12 protein-coding genes and 1 tRNA gene are annotated in these 16,427 nt (G+C 42.0%); 8 read left to right on the top strand and 5 right to left on the bottom strand.

Annotated elements, in window-relative coordinates:
• The first annotated feature begins 86 nt into the window (after window positions 1-86).
• The 5 genes from NZ848_RS10185 to NZ848_RS10165 all read left to right on the top strand — a co-directional run bounded on the left by NZ848_RS10185 (window position 87) and on the right by NZ848_RS10165 (window position 7,474).
• Entirely contained in the window at window positions 87-2,282 is a 2,196-nt protein-coding gene (locus NZ848_RS10185) for a TonB-dependent receptor (protein WP_259015403.1), read from the top strand.
• 239 nt (window positions 2,283-2,521) lie between these two features.
• Window positions 2,522-3,853: an APC family permease gene (locus NZ848_RS10180; protein ID WP_259015402.1), complete on the top strand. Its 1,332-nt coding sequence runs from the start codon at window positions 2,522-2,524 to the stop codon at window positions 3,851-3,853.
• Between the two features lie 141 nt (window positions 3,854-3,994).
• Window positions 3,995-4,939, top strand: coding sequence for an N-acetylornithine carbamoyltransferase (locus NZ848_RS10175; RefSeq protein WP_259015401.1), 945 nt, complete (start codon window positions 3,995-3,997; stop codon window positions 4,937-4,939).
• Window positions 4,940-5,073: 134 nt separating this feature from the next.
• Window positions 5,074-6,237 (top strand): acyl-CoA dehydrogenase, encoded by a 1,164-nt coding sequence (locus NZ848_RS10170; protein WP_309600827.1) that lies wholly within the window; start codon window positions 5,074-5,076, stop codon window positions 6,235-6,237.
• A 313-nt stretch (window positions 6,238-6,550) separates the two neighbouring features.
• The gene (locus tag NZ848_RS10165; protein ID WP_101724631.1) at window positions 6,551-7,474 is read left to right on the top strand and encodes a helix-turn-helix domain-containing protein; all 924 of its coding nucleotides are present in this window, start codon (window positions 6,551-6,553) and stop codon (window positions 7,472-7,474) included.
• A gap of 73 nt (window positions 7,475-7,547) precedes the next feature.
• Here the strand turns inward: NZ848_RS10165 and NZ848_RS10160 are convergent, their stop codons facing one another.
• Complete coding sequence (locus NZ848_RS10160; RefSeq protein ID WP_253531028.1) at window positions 7,548-7,919, bottom strand: hypothetical protein; 372 nt, start codon at window positions 7,917-7,919, stop codon at window positions 7,548-7,550.
• A 369-nt stretch (window positions 7,920-8,288) separates the two neighbouring features.
• On the opposite strand from NZ848_RS10160, the gene NZ848_RS10155 reads away from it, so the two are divergent.
• A complete protein-coding gene (locus NZ848_RS10155; RefSeq protein ID WP_259015400.1) occupies window positions 8,289-10,856 on the top strand; it encodes a PAS domain S-box protein in 2,568 nt (855 codons plus the stop codon).
• A gap of 67 nt (window positions 10,857-10,923) precedes the next feature.
• Here the strand turns inward: NZ848_RS10155 and NZ848_RS10150 are convergent.
• The 4 genes from NZ848_RS10150 to NZ848_RS10135 form a co-directional block, all read right to left on the bottom strand.
• A tRNA-Gln gene (locus NZ848_RS10150) sits at window positions 10,924-10,994 on the bottom strand.
• A gap of 67 nt (window positions 10,995-11,061) precedes the next feature.
• Complete coding sequence (locus tag NZ848_RS10145) at window positions 11,062-11,886, bottom strand: aminotransferase class IV (RefSeq protein WP_259015399.1); 825 nt, start codon at window positions 11,884-11,886, stop codon at window positions 11,062-11,064.
• A 35-nt stretch (window positions 11,887-11,921) separates the two neighbouring features.
• Window positions 11,922-13,574 carry a M20/M25/M40 family metallo-hydrolase gene (locus NZ848_RS10140; protein ID WP_259015398.1) on the bottom strand — a complete coding sequence of 551 codons (1,653 nt, stop codon included), beginning with the start codon at window positions 13,572-13,574 and terminating at the stop codon, window positions 11,922-11,924.
• A 133-nt stretch (window positions 13,575-13,707) separates the two neighbouring features.
• Window positions 13,708-14,625, bottom strand: coding sequence for a LysR family transcriptional regulator (locus tag NZ848_RS10135; protein WP_259015397.1), 918 nt, complete (start codon window positions 14,623-14,625; stop codon window positions 13,708-13,710).
• A gap of 93 nt (window positions 14,626-14,718) precedes the next feature.
• Between NZ848_RS10135 and NZ848_RS10130 the strand changes: the two genes are divergently transcribed.
• Both NZ848_RS10130 and NZ848_RS10125 read left to right on the top strand, forming a co-directional pair.
• Entirely contained in the window at window positions 14,719-16,155 is a 1,437-nt protein-coding gene (locus NZ848_RS10130) for an NADP-dependent isocitrate dehydrogenase (RefSeq protein WP_259015396.1), read from the top strand.
• A 9-nt stretch (window positions 16,156-16,164) separates the two neighbouring features.
• Window positions 16,165-16,413 carry a hypothetical protein gene (locus NZ848_RS10125; RefSeq protein ID WP_259015395.1) on the top strand — a complete coding sequence of 83 codons (249 nt, stop codon included), beginning with the start codon at window positions 16,165-16,167 and terminating at the stop codon, window positions 16,411-16,413.
• The last annotated feature ends 14 nt before the right edge of the window (window positions 16,414-16,427 follow it).

The raw sequence follows: 16,427 nt of genomic DNA, 5'->3' as shown, positions 1-16,427 counted from the left end.
TTCCATTTAAAATTTTGTTTAACCAAATGAGCCTCATGGGCTCACAAGATTTTACTCCTTTGCCTTGTTAAAATTTTCGTGATACAATGAAAAAATTAACAAAAAGTGTTACCAGTTTTCTTTTAAACCTATCTAAATCTTTTCAGGGAACCGTTTCGGTTGTCTTGCTGATGAACATGGTAGTTTTTTCAGCCAATGCTCAGGACTCTACCAAAATCAAAGAGCTGAACGAAGTAGTGGTGAGGTCTACACGTGCCAACGAAAAAACCGGTATGGCGTTCACAAACGTATATCAGCGGGATATCAGAAAGCAGAATCTGGGGCAGGATTTACCTTTTCTGCTCAATCAGTTGCCGTCAGTAGTGGTCAGTTCTGATGCCGGAGCGGGGGTAGGCTACACCGGTATCCGGATCCGTGGGTCAGACCCCACCCGAATTAACGTAACCCTTAACGGTGTTCCTTACAATGATTCAGAGTCTCAGGGTACTTTCTGGGTAAATATGCCAGACTTTGCGTCCAGTGTTCAAAGTATTCAGGTGCAGCGAGGGGTAGGTACTTCTACCAATGGCGCAGGGGCTTTCGGAGCCAGCCTGAACATCAGCACTTTAGGATATGAGCGTGAGGCCTTTGGCGAGACTAACCTGTCTTATGGCTCTTTCAACACCATGAAAGCCAATGTGCTGGCAAGTACAGGGCTGCTAAACAACCATTTTGTGGTTGATGCCCGGTTATCGAAATTATCTTCAGACGGATACATCGACAGAGCCAGTTCAGACCTGAAATCTTTCTATTTTTCAACGGGCTACTACAACAAAAGTAATTTTATCAGATTGAATATCTTCTCAGGGAAAGAAGTTACTTATCAGGCCTGGGAGGGGGTGCCCGAGAAACTTCTGAAAACCAATCGTACATACAACCCTTACACGTATCCTAACCAGGTTGATAATTATCAGCAGGATAATTACCAATTGATTTCGTCTTTTAAATTAAGCGAGCGCTGGACGTTCAATCCGACTTTGCATTATACGCGTGGTAAAGGTTACTATGAGCAGTTCAGGTCAGATGACGCACTTGCCAGCTATAAACTACCCAATGTGATAATAGGCGGAGATACCATTACCTCTACCAACCTGGTGCGCCGTAAATGGCTCGACAATCATTTTTATGGAATAACTTACTCTTTCGATTACCAGAGTAATAAGAAGCTTTCAGCCAATATAGGTGGGGCTTGGAACAAATATGATGGGCATCATTTCGGCGAAGTAATCTGGACAAAGCTGGCCGAAACACCTGCTAACGATTACCGATGGTACACCAGCAGGTCTCTTAAAACCGATTTTAACATTTTCGGTAAGGTATATTATCAGTTATCAGACCGGTTCAATCTGTTTGGCGACGTGCAGTACCGCACCGTTGGGTATGATATGAAAGGAATTGCCGACAAACTGCAGGATATTACCCGAAATACTTCTTTTTCTTTCTTTAACCCAAAAGTCGGGATGAATTATCAGTTAAGCGCCGGGGCATCTATATATGCTTCTTATGCCGTAGGTAATAAAGAGCCTAACCGCACCGACTTTGTGGATAACGTAAAAGCACCGAAACCCGAGCATCTGGAAGATTTAGAGGCCGGGTATCGCTGGGCAAACCAGAAACTGAGCTTTGATGCCAACTTCTATTATATGAACTACCGTAACCAGCTGGTATTGACCGGGCAGGTAAACGGAGTAGGTGAGGCCATACGGGTGAATGTTCCGAAAAGCTACAGAGCAGGTATTGAGCTGGTAGCCAACTGGAATTTTGCCCCAAAATGGAGACTAAACGCCAATGCTACATTCAGCCAGAATAAAATTAAAAATTTTACCGAAACCGTGGTGAATTACGATGGTGGCGCCGATAAAGTTAATCAGTACACAAAAACAGATATTTCGTTTTCGCCTAATGTGATAGCTGGTGGGCAGTTGTCTTTTGCCCCGGTAAAAAATCTTGAATTCACCTGGCTGCCTAAGTATGTAGGTAAGCAGTACATGGATAATACAGCAGACCAAAAACGTAAACTGAACGCCTTTTTTGTGAATGATTTGCGTGCCAATTTTACGGTGCATCCGAAAATTGTGAAAGAAATGACCTTTAGCCTTTTGGTTAATAACATTCTCAATCATCTGTACGAATCAAATGGCTATACCTACAGCTATATTTATGAACAACAGGTAGTTACAGAAAACTTCTATTATCCGCAGGCAGGAACCAATTTTCTGCTGGCGGTAAGAGTAAGGTTGTAGTTATTGCCCCACCCTGGCTTCCCCATTGTTGATATAGGCCAGGGTGGGGTTTAATATCAAAATAGATAAATTTTTGTAACAAGCATTCTGTAAATGTTTGCGTATGTAAGCGTTTTATAATTAGACGTTTATCTGTTTCTGTTAATCAGTTTTTCTTATTCTTCTGGGCTTTCCATTCTTGCTTTTCTTCTATTTGTTTCATTATTTGCTATATTCGTTCTAATTAATGACGCAAAAGCATGGCTTCTGAAAAAAACAAGGGTGAACTTCTCAAACTTCTAGGCGTAGGTTTTGGTATTGCCGTTACCATTGGCGGAACGATAGGAACAGGCATTTTGCGTAAACCAGGCCCTATAGCGGCTAATCTGGGCGACCCATCATTAATTATGCTTGTTTGGATACTGGTGAGCATCTATGCTTTTTTAGGTGTGTTGTGCGCTATTGAACTGGGCGTGTCGGTACCCAAAGCAGGCGCCTGGTATGTATATGCCCGCCGTGCCTTTGGCGATTACGTGGGTTTTGTAACCGGTATCACCAGCTGGTTGGGTACAGTGGCTGCCCTGGGTTTTGGCGCCTATACCATGAGCGAATTTATAGCTTTAATGCTGCCTGATGTTGAACCCATCGTCCGCTATGTGGCTATTGGTATTCTGTTGTTGCTGATGAGTTTCCACTGGCTGGGTACCAAGTCGGCCGGCAGGTCTCAGGAAATTATCTCTTTTCTGAAAGCCATAGGCCTTTTTGCTTTTGTAATAGTTTGTTTTGTATATGGCGGTGAAATAAAAAGTCAGCAACTGGTAGAAACCACTCAGAAAGTGGCAGGCCCTGGTCTGTTAACAGGCCTCATAGTTTCGCTCCAATCAGTGTTTTATACTTTTGATGGCTGGCATACGGCCGCGTATTTTTCAGAAGAAAGTACAGACCCGGCCCGTAATTTGCCCAAGTCTATGATCAGCGGTGTGCTGGTAATCATAGCCATTTACCTGCTGGTAAATCTGGCAATACTTTACATTATGCCAATAGAAACGCTGGCCAGCTCTAAATTGGCGGCTTCAGATGCCATAAAGCTGATTTTCGGTAGCAAGTCTGCCAGCATTGTAACATTCTTTCTTACTATTTCAATTTTTGGTATTCTTAATGCGCAGATTATGTTCTCGCCACGGGTGATTTATTCCATGAGTCGCGACGGACTTTTCTTCAAGGCTGCTCAAAAAGTAAACAGTGGAGGCACGCCCGCCATTGCCATGCCACTTACCGGACTCTGTTCAATATTGCTCATTCTAAGCGGGAAAGATACCTGCGAGAAGCTATCAGATATTGCGGTTTTCTTTTTTGTGATGTGCTACATTGCGGGGTTTGCCAGCATTATGATGCTACGCAAAAAAGAGCCTGATTTACCAAGACCCTACAAGGTGCCGGGGTATCCTTTTATACCCTGGTTACTGATTGTAATATCAATTTTGTTTCTGATTGGCGCAGTGTATCAGGACATCAGCAGTAGCGGTTATGCACTGATCTTTCTCATTATCAGTTATCCTTTGTTTTTGCTGACAAAAAAATTAAACCAATAGCCTGTTGTTATTGTTTTTCAAATAGCCATATTTGTGGCGAATTTGCCTGCCCCAGACCTGATGACCCGGGGTTAGCCTGATTCAAACCACTATACAATCGTTATTTATTAATTATACTATTCGATTTTTGCCAAGTTGAAAATGAGAAATTTTATTTCGCTGAAAGATGTAGAGAATATCCGGGATTTAGTGAATGAAGGGATTCGTCAGAAAAAAGCGCCTTTTGCAGAACAGGAACTGGGAAAAAACAAGACCATTGGTTTAATCTTTTTTAATCAGAGTTTAAGAACCCGCCTGAGTACCCAAAAAGCCGCAGAAAACCTGGGCATGAAAGTGCTGATGATGAACGTAGGGCAGGATAGCTGGCAGCTTGAAATGGAAGACGGTGTAGTAATGAATGGCGATAAAGCCGAACACGTAAAAGAAGCTGCTGCTGTTATAGGCAGTTATTGCGATATTATTGCCGTAAGAGCTTTTGCAGGCCTGCAAAACCGAGAGGCAGATTACCGCGAGCTGGTGATGGAGAAATTCAGACAATATGCAGGGGTTCCGATTGTGAATCTGGAGTCGGCTACGCGCCACCCATGCCAGTCGCTGGCCGATTTGATTACCATTGAAGAGCATAAAAAAGTAGAAAAGCCAAAGGTAGTGCTTACCTGGTTGCCGCATTTTAAACCATTGCCGCAGGCTGTGGCCAATTCTTTTTGCGAATGGGTAAACCAGACAGACTATGAGTTTGTGATTACGCATCCGCATGGGTATGAACTTGCTCCTGAATTTGCAGGTAATGCCAAAGTGATTTATGACCAGAATGAAGCTCTGAAAGGCGCCGATTTTGTGTATGGTAAGAACTGGTCGTCTTATAACGAATACGGTAAAGTGCTTACCCAGGACCCCTCGTGGATGATTACTAAAGAAAAAATGGATCTCACAAATAATGGCCTTTTTATGCACTGCCTGCCCGTGCGCCGCAATCTGAAAGTAACCGATGAGGTGCTGGACCATCAGTCTGTCGTTATTCAGCAGGCTGCCAACCGGGAGTGGTCGGCTCAGGCGGTTTTAAAGACAATCCTCAAAGGTTTATAAGCCATCATGAAAGTCAGCCGGCAAACCAGCTGACTTTTTACTTTGCAAGTACTATGGTATGCTTGCATACTATTTTATTTCCTTGTAATTTTGTTAAATCCAATCATCAACTATAAAGTCAATACTAAAATCTCATGGCAGCTACAACTATAGAAGGTATTAATTTTAATCTAACAGAAGAGCACCTGGCTGTGCAGCAGGCCGCTCGTGAATTTGCCCAGACTGAATTACTCCCAACAGCCATTGAACGTGATACACATTCAAAATTCCCGGCCGAACAAGTAAAGAAGATGGGCGAGCTGGGCTTTTTGGGTATGATGGTATCGCCTGAATACGGCGGTGGCGGTATGGATACTATTTCTTATGTGCTGGCCATGGAAGAAATATCAAAGGTAGATGCTTCAGCTTCGGTAATCATGTCTGTGAACAACTCACTGGTATGCTGGGGGCTTGAGAAATACGGGTCAGAAGAACAAAAACAGAAATATCTTACCAAACTGGCCAGTGGCGAAGTAATAGGTTCGTTTTGTTTGTCAGAACCGGAGGCCGGCTCTGATGCCACTTCGCAAAAAACGACCGCTATTGACAAAGGCGACCACTACCTGCTGAATGGCACTAAAAACTGGATAACCAACGGTAACTCATCGTCTATATCGCTTGTCATTGCCCAGACCAACGTAGAATTGAAACACAAAGGTATTAACTGCCTGATTGTTGAAAAGGGCTGGGATGGCTTTGCAGTAGGCAAAAAAGAAGATAAAATGGGGATACGTTCATCTGATACCCATTCGCTGATGTTTACTGATGTAAAGGTGCCTAAAGAAAACAGAATAGGCGAAGACGGCTTCGGTTTTAAATTTGCCATGACAACCCTCAACGGTGGTAGAATCGGTATAGCTGCGCAGGCCTTGGGTATAGCCTCCGGAGCCTATGAGCTGTCGGTTAAATATTCAAAAGAAAGAAAGGCGTTCGGAATGAGAATAGCAGAGCACCAGGCTATTCAGTTTAAACTTGCCGAAATGGCCACCAAAATTGAAGCCGCACGAATGCTGGTATACAAGGCTGCCCGGTTAAAAGATGAAGACAAAGATTATATTCAGGCGGCAGCCATGGCCAAATTGTTTGCCTCAGAAGTAGCCATGTGGGCCACTACCGAGGCCGTTCAGATACACGGCGGGTACGGATACGTAAAGGAGTATCATGTAGAACGATTAATGCGTGACGCTAAAATTACCCAGATTTATGAAGGCACATCAGAGATTCAAAAGCTGGTAATTGCACGCGAAATTTTAAAGTAAACAGCGGTTTCTTTAGTACAAAACACATATTTCGTTGGATAAAAAAAGGCTCTTTTCGAGCCTTTTTTTATGTATAAAACATCAAAAATATTGGAATATTACCTTGCACTTATAATAAAAAAACAGGCCTGTAAAGGGGTTAAATTAGACTTTTTCTAGAAAAAAGGTCTTAATGTTGTAAAAAAATATAATTAAAGGAACATCTTTTGTTTTCTATTTGTTACAAAAAAAGAGAAAATATATTAGTTTTGTCCAATATTAGTTAATACATTGCGTTTAGTATTCTAAGCTATCACGAAAATGCTCCTTCAACATGGAAGATTACAATAAGATTATCGAATCTCTTGGTGTAAAATTCGCCAAAGCGCGTCATATCAGAATCTTGCAAACCATCAAGATCAAGAATGTTTATGATGTTGAAAACTCAATTCTGGTTTTGTACGATGGTGATGTGAAACTGGCCGGGAATGACGAGCGCGTACAGCCGGGTGATTTGTTGTTTATTCCCGGAGGGAAAGCAGCAACGATCAGTTATGGTGTGGGCGAACCTAAAAATATTTCTTTTGAAGAGTTTATGACACGTCGGGAAAGTTATTTCGAGACCATGACAGACTCTTCAAGTATTGGTAAAGTACCTAACTCTTTTGGTTTGATTAATTTTGAAGCCAAAGTGTTTGATTCGGTAAACTTCTTTACATCTCTGGACATTCCGCCGTTTTTTATAAAACAACACAGCAAACTTGGATCTTTGATACATGATATTTTGCTGGAGGATTTCTCTGATGAAGTAGGCCGCGGGCGTGTTATCAGAAACAAAACAGAAGAAATAGTTATTGAAATTGTACGCCATATTCTGAAAAACAGAATGTTTGTTGAGCAGTTGGCAACCAACAGTACGTATTTCAAAGACCCTCGTCTGATAGACATCTTTACTTACATCAAAAACAGCCTGGCCGGAGACTTGTCTAACAAGCAACTGGCAAACGTAGCCAATGTTTCTGAAGATTACGTAGGCCAGTATTTCAAGATGCTGACAGGTATTAATCCGCAGGATTATATAGAATACCAACGTATGGAAGCGGCCGTGAATCTGCTGCGTACGTCAAAGAAAAGTATCCGGGCCATTGGGCACGAAGTGGGCTATAAAGACACTGCCTATTTCTGTCGTCGTTTCAAAATGATGTTTGGCATACCTGCAGGAAAGATGCGCCGCAGAGAATCATTAATGATAGGATAACAGACACCTCAAATAAAAAAGCCACTGTAATTAAGATTTGCAGTGGCTTTTGCTTTAGTATCGGGTGTAATTTCTAATTCAGTATTTTCAGGTCTTCAATTTTTTCAATCACCAACTGGTTTCTGCCTCTGAAAACACTAATCTTGCCAGTGGCTACTACTTTCTTGCCTGTCAGGTCTTCGGCATTCAGTGTGGTTTTTTCAAGTACCTCTTTATACACCACCACTGTAAGCGGGCTATTCGGATAATTCTCGTCTAAATTAATCAGCAAAAATGGTGCACGCTCATTGCCTGAATCAAAGCGTCTTGCACCGGCTACTTTTCCTTTTACAGTTACCTGCTTATCAACATAGCTGGCTGCCTTATCGCTGGTAAGGGTGTCTGTCTGGCCAAATGCCATACTCAAGGGGCACATCAATAGTAGCGCAAAAACTAATTTTTTCATTCTGGTAAAAAGTTAAATAAATAGTTTAGTATTCTTTAAACTGCCTCAGCGGCAAAAATCCCTCATTGTCTGGTTTGTATTGTTACTTAAAAGTATAGCCAAATATACAAATATGTAGGGTTATTGTGTGCGTAAAGATGTACTAACTTTTATAGGGGCAAGGCTAAAATAGTAGAACAGGTTGTGCAGACTGCCTTTTTTTTCGGTACACAAACATCTCCTCCAAGGCTTTTTAATTTTGTAGGTTTTACTATATTTGTAAAAGGCTCTGAATTTCAGGCTTTTATAATATTTTTCAACTCCCTGCTGTGATACCATTACAACTAATACTTTACCTGTAAACACCTATCAATTAAGCCCATTTGCCTGATGGAAAAGCAGTCTGCTCAAAAAGAACTTTCTGATTACAAGTACGCGCTTGATCAGGCGGCTATAGTTGCCATAACTGACCAGAAAGGAAGAATTACGTACGTAAATGACAATTTCTGCAAAATTTCAGGCTATTCGGAGTCTGAACTTATCGGAAAGGACCATCGCATCATTAACTCAGGCTATCATTCCAAAGAATTTATCAGAGAATTATGGACAACCATAGCCAATGGTAAAGTATGGAAAGGTGAAATTAAAAACAAAGCAAAAAACGGGAGTTATTACTGGGTTGATACCACCATTATTCCTTTTCTGAATACAGAAGGTAAACCCACGCAGTATTTGTCTATACGGTTTGATTTAACCGAACGGAAACAAACTGAACAGGCGGTGAGGGAAAGGAAGCGTTTCCTGAGAAACATTACAGATAATGTGCCGGCCATGATTGCCTACTGGACTACCGATTTTAAATGTTTGTTTGCCAATAATGCGTACCGGACGTGGTTTGACAAAACGATTGAAGAGATGGATGGGGTCTATTTGTCTGATTTACTAACAGAAGAAGAAGTAAAAGTACTTAAACCCTGGATGGATGCGGTGCTAAAAGGCGAAGCGCAATCTTTTGAGCGGGTGCTTGAACGGCCCGGGAAACCCCAAATAATAAGCCATACACAGTACGTGCCAGACGTAGCAGATGGCAAAGTAGTCGGGTTTTATTCTCTGGTATTTGATATGACAGACCTGAAAGAGGCCTTGCAGGAGTCTGTAACCAAAACACAGGAAATAGCCAGCATTCTTGGCCGTATAACAGACGGGTTTGCTGCGCTTGACCACAACCTTTGCTACGTATATGTCAACAATCGTCTGGAACAAATCGTTGGCAAAACAGCGGCAGAGCTAATAGGAAAAAACGTTTGGGAGGTTTTTCCGGATGCCGTTGGTAGTGCTACTTACAAGGCCATTCAGGAAGCGCATACGAAACATACAGACATCGTAATGGAAGATTACTTTGCTCCGTTGAATTTATGGCAAGAAAACCGCATTTACCCTTCTGAAAGTGGCCTGGTTTTGTTTGTAAGAGATATATCTAAGCGTAAAACCGAAGAACACAGATTGAAACTGATGGAATCGGTAATTACTAATACCAAAGATGCAGTTCTGGTTACAAATGTAGCCGAAAGCCCCGGTAAACTACCAATTACTGTTTATGTAAATGAGGCTTTTTGCACCATGACGGGCTTTACCGAAGCAGAGGTAATGGGTAAGCCGCCGTCATTTCTGCATGGGCCTAAGACAGATAAAGCAGAGGTTAACAGGATTTCCGAATTTATGATGAGAAAAAAGCCTTGCGAGTCTACACTGCTGCATTATAAAAAAGACGGGCAAACTTACTGGGCCGACTTCTCAATCAGCCCTTTGAAGGATTCTGAAGGTAAACATACGCACTGGATTGCCATTCAGAGAGATGTAACCAAACGCAAGCAGGAAGAACTCCGTGAAACGCTTTTATCAGAAATAAGTAAGATATTTAGTGCTGAAGAATCGCTCAATACAATTTTGGCCAGTGTTTTGCAAAAACTGGTTTCGTTCGGAGATTTTAAGTTTGCTGAAATTTGGATGGTGGCTTCTGATAAAACAAAGATTAATCTGGCAGCCAAGTTTGCTACTACGGATATTGCGCTTAAGTTTTACAGAGAGGCAGATTCTATTAATAGTTTTGAATTAGGGTCTGGTTTGCCTGGTACTGTTTGGATGGAATCACAGCCGGTTTTTTGGTCTGATATAGACAAAAGAACCGATTTTTTAAGAAGTGAAAACGCCAGACGAGCAAGCTTGAAGTCGGCGTACGGTATTCCTATTTCGCATCAGGGAAAAACTCTGGGGGTTTTACTGATTGGTTCGGATGAAAACCTAAATCCTGACAAAATCTATCATTCTCTGTTTGTAAGTGTGGGGCCGCAACTGGGTAACGAAATATACCGGAAACAGGTAGAGCTTGAGTTAGACCAGATATTCAGATTTGCCCCTGATATTATTGTAACCGCCGGGCTTGACGGAAACTTTAAGAAGTTAAACCCTGCTGCATTAAAAGCCTTTGAGTATAGTGAAGAAGAACTTTTAATGACGCCCTATATGTCTTTTGTACATCCTGACGATTACACAACTGTATCGAATTATGTGAATGAAATAAGAACGGTAAACAAGACAGTTTTCTTTGATAATCGATTTATATGTAAATCTGGCAAAGTAAAATGGCTGTCCTGGGCAGTCACTCCGGCATCAGAAGAAGGCATCATATTTTGTGTGGCAAAAGATATTACAGAGCAAAAGCTGAATAGTGAGCAATTTAAGGAAATCTCATGGATTCAGTCTCATCTGGTAAGGGCGCCTTTAGCGCGTATACTGGCAATTACATCATTAATAAAAGAAGGAGACGTAAAAAGCGAAGAGTTTGAGCAGATGATAGGTTATCTGGAAACATCAGCCAATGAACTTGACGAAGTGATTTCAAAAATCAATACCATTTCATACGAGGGTAGTAAGGCCGGAAACTCAACTGAAGAATGAGCCGGGCAGACCTAAAACAAAAGAGGTAATTACTTGATTTTCAAATAATTACCTCTTTTGTTTTTTGTTGACCCACTAGGATTCGAACCTAGACATACAGAACCAAAATCTGTTGTACTACCCTTATACTATGGGTCAATCCTGAACTTGTGGGTGCAAAAGTAATAGTTTTTACCAAACCACGCAAGACATGGCAATAAATTTTTTACCAATTTTTTACCATTTCGTTAATCAGGTCTAATAAAAACTGTGTCTTTGCACCAATTTTCCCGGTTCCTAATACATTATTGTCAACCCGGGTAATAGGCAACACCCTTTTAGTAGTGCTGGTAGTAAATACTTCATCAGCTTCAAGCATTTCGGTAAACGAAATACCTCTTTCTTCTATTTTAAAGTGAGGTTTGGCCAGTTCAAGGGTTGTTCTTCTGGTAATACCTTTCAGAATATCAGTATCGGGGGTTATTAGCGTATCACCTTTAAAAATAAATACATTGCTTCTGCTCAGCTCACTTATTAAGCCATTTTTATGATACAGTACGTCAGACGCCTGCGCTGCTTTAATATCAGCCTGGAGTATCATATAATGCTTGTAGTCGGTACTTTTTACCTCTGGCAGATCTCTTACAAACTCATAAGCAATTACTTTTATGCCGTTTACATACTCTTCCGGTTTTACGGGATGAATATCTTCGCTCATAATCAGCAGATTCGGTTTGCTCATCGAAACGCTGTCTTCAGAATAACCGCCGGTCAATATAAAACGGATGGCGCAGTCGTCAAGACCAGATTTCTCAACCAGTTGCATTACTATTTTGTAGGCCTCATCTTTCTGAACCGGGTTAGGCAGGCGCAGAAGCCTCGCCGAGCGTTCGTAACGCTCCCAGTACCAGTCCCACTGAAACGGGCGGCCATTATAGGTGCGGAAATAATCAAAAAGACCATAGCCACGCAAGAGCCCCAGGTCGGTAATGTGTACTGATGTCTGCTCAGAAGAGCCGATTTGGCCATTAAAGTAGCAATGATGCGCCATTAGTGCTGGTTAATTGGTTTAATTCTACAAAAATATCATTTTCCGGCCGTTGTCTCAAAAAAATCTCCCTTATTCCAGGTGGGTCTTGCGGGGTTTTGCGCAACCAAATAACTTATAAGAAAGTTTACCTGTGCATATTTACGCCCTGCCGACCACACAAAGGTATCATTTACCTCGTCAGATGGTTTATGATAATTGGCTTCTCTCCACACTTTCACCTTTTCGGCCAGGTTTTTCTCAATTGTAGTTTTTTTGTAGCCATATTTAATATGGAGTGCAGGTATGCCTGCTTTTACAAAATTATACTGGTCGCTTCTTACAAAACGTCCTTCAGACGGGTCCGGGTCTGGCTCAACGTTCAGCCCCACATAGCTGGCAGCTTCTTCTACCACTTTCTGTAAGCTGCTGTGTTCGGCGCCTAAAGGAGCTACCGACTCCAGCGGAGCCATTATGGTAGGCATATCGGTGTTTATATCGGCTACAATCTGCTGTTTGGGTAAGGTGGGTAACGCATTGAAATAACCCGAGCCCAGCAAGCCCAATTCTTCGGCTGTCATCATGGCAAATACCACCGAGCGTTTGGGTTTGGTGGCCAGTTTGGTATAGGCACGGGCAATCTCAAGCGCGCAGGCAACACCAGAGGCGTTATCGTGCGCACCATTATAGATAGAGTCTCCGTTCACAGGTTTCCCTACCCCCAGGTGGTCAAGATGGGCAGAATGAATAACAAATTCGTTTTTAAGTTTGGGGTCAGAACCCTCTACTTTACCTATCACATTGAAGCTCTCGGTGTCTTCAAAAGCAGATTCATAATGCCCGCTTAAAGAACCCTTCAACGATTTACTTACGTATATCCCTTTTTCCAGCGTTTGCCATATTGTATCTAGATTTTCTCCTTCAGCCTGCATCAGTTCTTTCAGAAAGGGTACAGTAATACCACCGGCCATCTGTATTTTTCCTCCCAAAACCGATGCCGAACTGGCCCTTTTGCCGTCGGGCAGAATGGCCGCACCAATACCATTTACAGACATATTATTGGCCAGGGCTTTAAACTGAACATTGTTGCTGGTATAGTTACAAACCAAAACGCCGATGGCGCCGTTTTTAGCCGCGTATTCCTGCAGGGTAGCAGGGTATTGCAGATGTAGTTTCACATTGGCCGACAGGTGGTCTGGCACTTTACGAAGCACAATCACTATTTTGCCTTTCACATCCAGGTTTTTAAAGTCCTGAATACCAATGGCGGGGGCATCAAAACCAGTGCCTACAAAAGCCAGAGGCGCATCAAAATCAATAGATTTCCGTTCGGGATGCGGATACACAAAAAACTCATTACCCAGCGTCAATGGTTTTTTTGCTCCGTTGGCCAAAGTTATTGTCAAGGCTGTTTGCTCTTTAATGAGGCGGCTTTTGCGTAAAGTTACCTTTTGCAGGTAAGTGCCGTTTTCTCCGGCAGGCAGTAAGCCCATTTCTTTATATTGCTTCTGCACATAATCTACGGCCATCCGGAAACCCTCTTTTCCGGGCTGGCGACCCTTCAGCTTGTCGTCGGCAAGATACATCACATGAGCCTTAATGCGATTAGAATCAATCTGCTCTATGGCCATTCGGGCATCGTTGTTCAGGGGCTTTTGCGCTATTGAAATGAAAGGCAATAAAGTAAAGAAGAGGTTAAGCAGGTGCTTCATGAAATGATCCAGTCAGGTTTAGTTTGTTAATTCAGATGATTTTTTCGCTAAATTACGTAAAAATGTTAAGTTGGCAGTTTGAGCCTATGTTTAAATTAATCAGTAATACAGAGTAAATTGCCCATGTTATTTATTAATACTGCTCATACCAACTGAATTTGGCCTCGGCAATTTCTGATTTTTTGTTGTTGAGGTGCGACAGAAACGCCAAAGAAACCGGTGCATGTTTTTTGCCTTTCAGCCATATAAGGCTCCAGGTGGTTTTGATGGGCAGGCCCTCTGTCTTAATTATCTGTAATTCGCCATTCTGCAGTTCATTCCTGATGCCAATCAGGGGCATAATAGAATACCCCAGACCCGCCAGCAATGCCTGCTTAACTGCCTCGTTTGATGTAAGCTCCATTTTTTTCAAAACCTCAATATGATTTCGCTCAATAAAGCTCTCCATTGTTTGCCTGGTGCCAGAGCCCTTTTCTCTGAAAATAAGTGGGTATTGAGTGAAAATTTCCTGCGGTGCCAGGCTTTTTTCTAAGCTTGTTTTGCCTACCAGATAGAGTTTGTTTTGCAGCAGGTCAAGTTTTTCAATGTTAAGTGTGGTGGGTAAGATAGAAACAAGTGCAAAATCTACTTCGTTGTTTTCAAGGCTTTCTACTACCTTGTTTTTATTGGTTACGTCCATCACTAATTCTATACCTGTGTGCTGCTGCATAAAATCAGTAAGAAAGTACGGCATAACGTATTTGCCTGTTGATACCACCGAAATTTTAAGCCGGCCAGTAAGCTGGCCCTTATAAGCCAGTGTTTTATAATTAATAGCATATACCTGATTAATGATGTTCTCTGCTGCATCGGCAATTTCTCTTCCAAAATCGGTAATGTAAATTTTTCTCCCTACTACTTCTGTAAGGGCAATATCAAACTGGTCCTGAAAATTCTTGAGTTGTATCGATACTGCCGGTTGGGTCAGGTGCAGGTCTTCTGCAGCTTTAGTTACACTTTGGGTTTGTACTACTTTTAAAAAAATCTGCAATTGGTTAAGCGTATAATTCATAAGTTTTATTTATGATTTGCATTACAAACATAAATAAAAATTTATTATTTAAAATACAGAATTTTGTGTCGTTAAAAATAAACCCAATTGAAAATGACAAAAATAACGATTGCAAAAGGAGACGGCATAGGGCCTGAAATAATGGATGCCACACTAGAAATTATAATGGCGGCAGGCGCTGAAATTGAAGCAGAGGAAATAGAGGTAGGGGAGAAAGTATATCTGGCGGGCAATACCTCTGGTATAGCTGCTGAAGCCTGGGATACCATTATACGCAACAAGGTTTTTTTAAAAGCACCCATTACTACACCGCAGGGTGGGGGCTATAAAAGTCTGAACGTTACCACCCGAAAATTTTTGGGTTTATATTCAAACGTTAGACCCTGCATGAGCTTGTATCCTTTTGTGAATACGAAGCATCCTGAAATGGATATTGTGATTATCCGTGAAAATGAGGAAGACCTATACGCAGGTATTGAGCATCAGCAGACCGACGAGGTGGTTCAGTGCCTGAAACTGATAAGCAGACCTGGCTGCGAAAAAATTGTACGTTATGCTTTTGAGTACGCCAGACAGCAAAACCGGAAAAAGGTAACCTGTTTTACGAAAGACAATATCATGAAGCAAACCGATGGCTTGTTTCATCAGGTTTTCGATGAAATTGCCAAAGAATACCCGGAAATAGAAAACGAACACTGGATAATTGATATTGGTGCGGCAAAAATGGCCGATACCCCTGAAGCCTTTGATGTAATTGTGATGCCCAATTTATACGGTGACGTGCTGAGCGATGTGGCAGCTCAGATAACGGGTTCAGTGGGCCTGGCGGGTTCTGCCAATATCGGTGAAGAATGCGCCATGTTTGAGGCAATTCATGGCTCAGCACCCAGAAGAGCAGGGCAAAACGTGGCTAATCCTTCTGGGTTGCTCAATGGAGCCATTATGATGCTTAACCATATAGGCCAAACAGAGGTGGCCGAGAAAGTACATAACGCCTGGCTGAAAACACTTGAAGATGGCATACATACCTATGATATTTTTAAAGAAGGCGTAAGTAAGCAAAAAGTAGGAACCAACGAATTTGCCCAGGCAGTAATTGGTAATCTGGGCTGTAAACCAGCCACGCTGAAGCCGGTTAGCTACGCCGGAAATTCAACGCTTAATCTCCCTAAATACGTCCGTAAGCCTGCCGCTAATAAAGAACTGGTCGGGGTTGATGTTTTTGTTCACTGGTCAGGTACAGACCCCGAGGAACTGGCGCCGATTATTAAGAAAATTGAAAGTGAGGCAGCCGTGTTAAGCATGATTACCAACCGCGGTATAAAAGTATGGCCGAACGGGTTTAAAGAGACCTTCTGCACCGACCACTGGCGATGCCGTTTTAAACCAGCTGAAGGCAAAGCAATAGATAAAAATGATATTATTGAATTGCTGAGCAAGGCGCTGGCTGAGAATATAGATACCATAAAAACCGAAAACCTTTATGCCTTTGATGGCAAACCGGCTTACTCATTAGGACAAGGTCAATAAATTAAAAATATGAACATTCAACTTATAAATGGAGAGTTCAGCTGTAATGATGCCCTGCAGCTTGTAACGCAAATGATACATGCCAAAATCAGGTATCATGAAAGTAAGATTGCTTTAGACAGCACTGAAGAAGACATAAAATACCGGGAGTCAAGAATAAAAGGTCTTCAGAAAGAACTGTTTGAGTTCAGGAATCTGGTCATGAGTAAAAGTGGCAATATAAAGCTGGATGCCGTTATATCTGCCCGGCTTATGTAAGCATAATATTTATG

It is taken from the genome of Emticicia fluvialis (assembly GCF_024793945.1).
Classification (GTDB): Bacteria; Bacteroidota; Bacteroidia; order Cytophagales; family Spirosomataceae; genus Emticicia; species Emticicia fluvialis.
The sequence above is the reverse complement of the archived record's forward strand: the minus strand, read 5'-3'. Positions and strand labels throughout refer to the sequence as shown.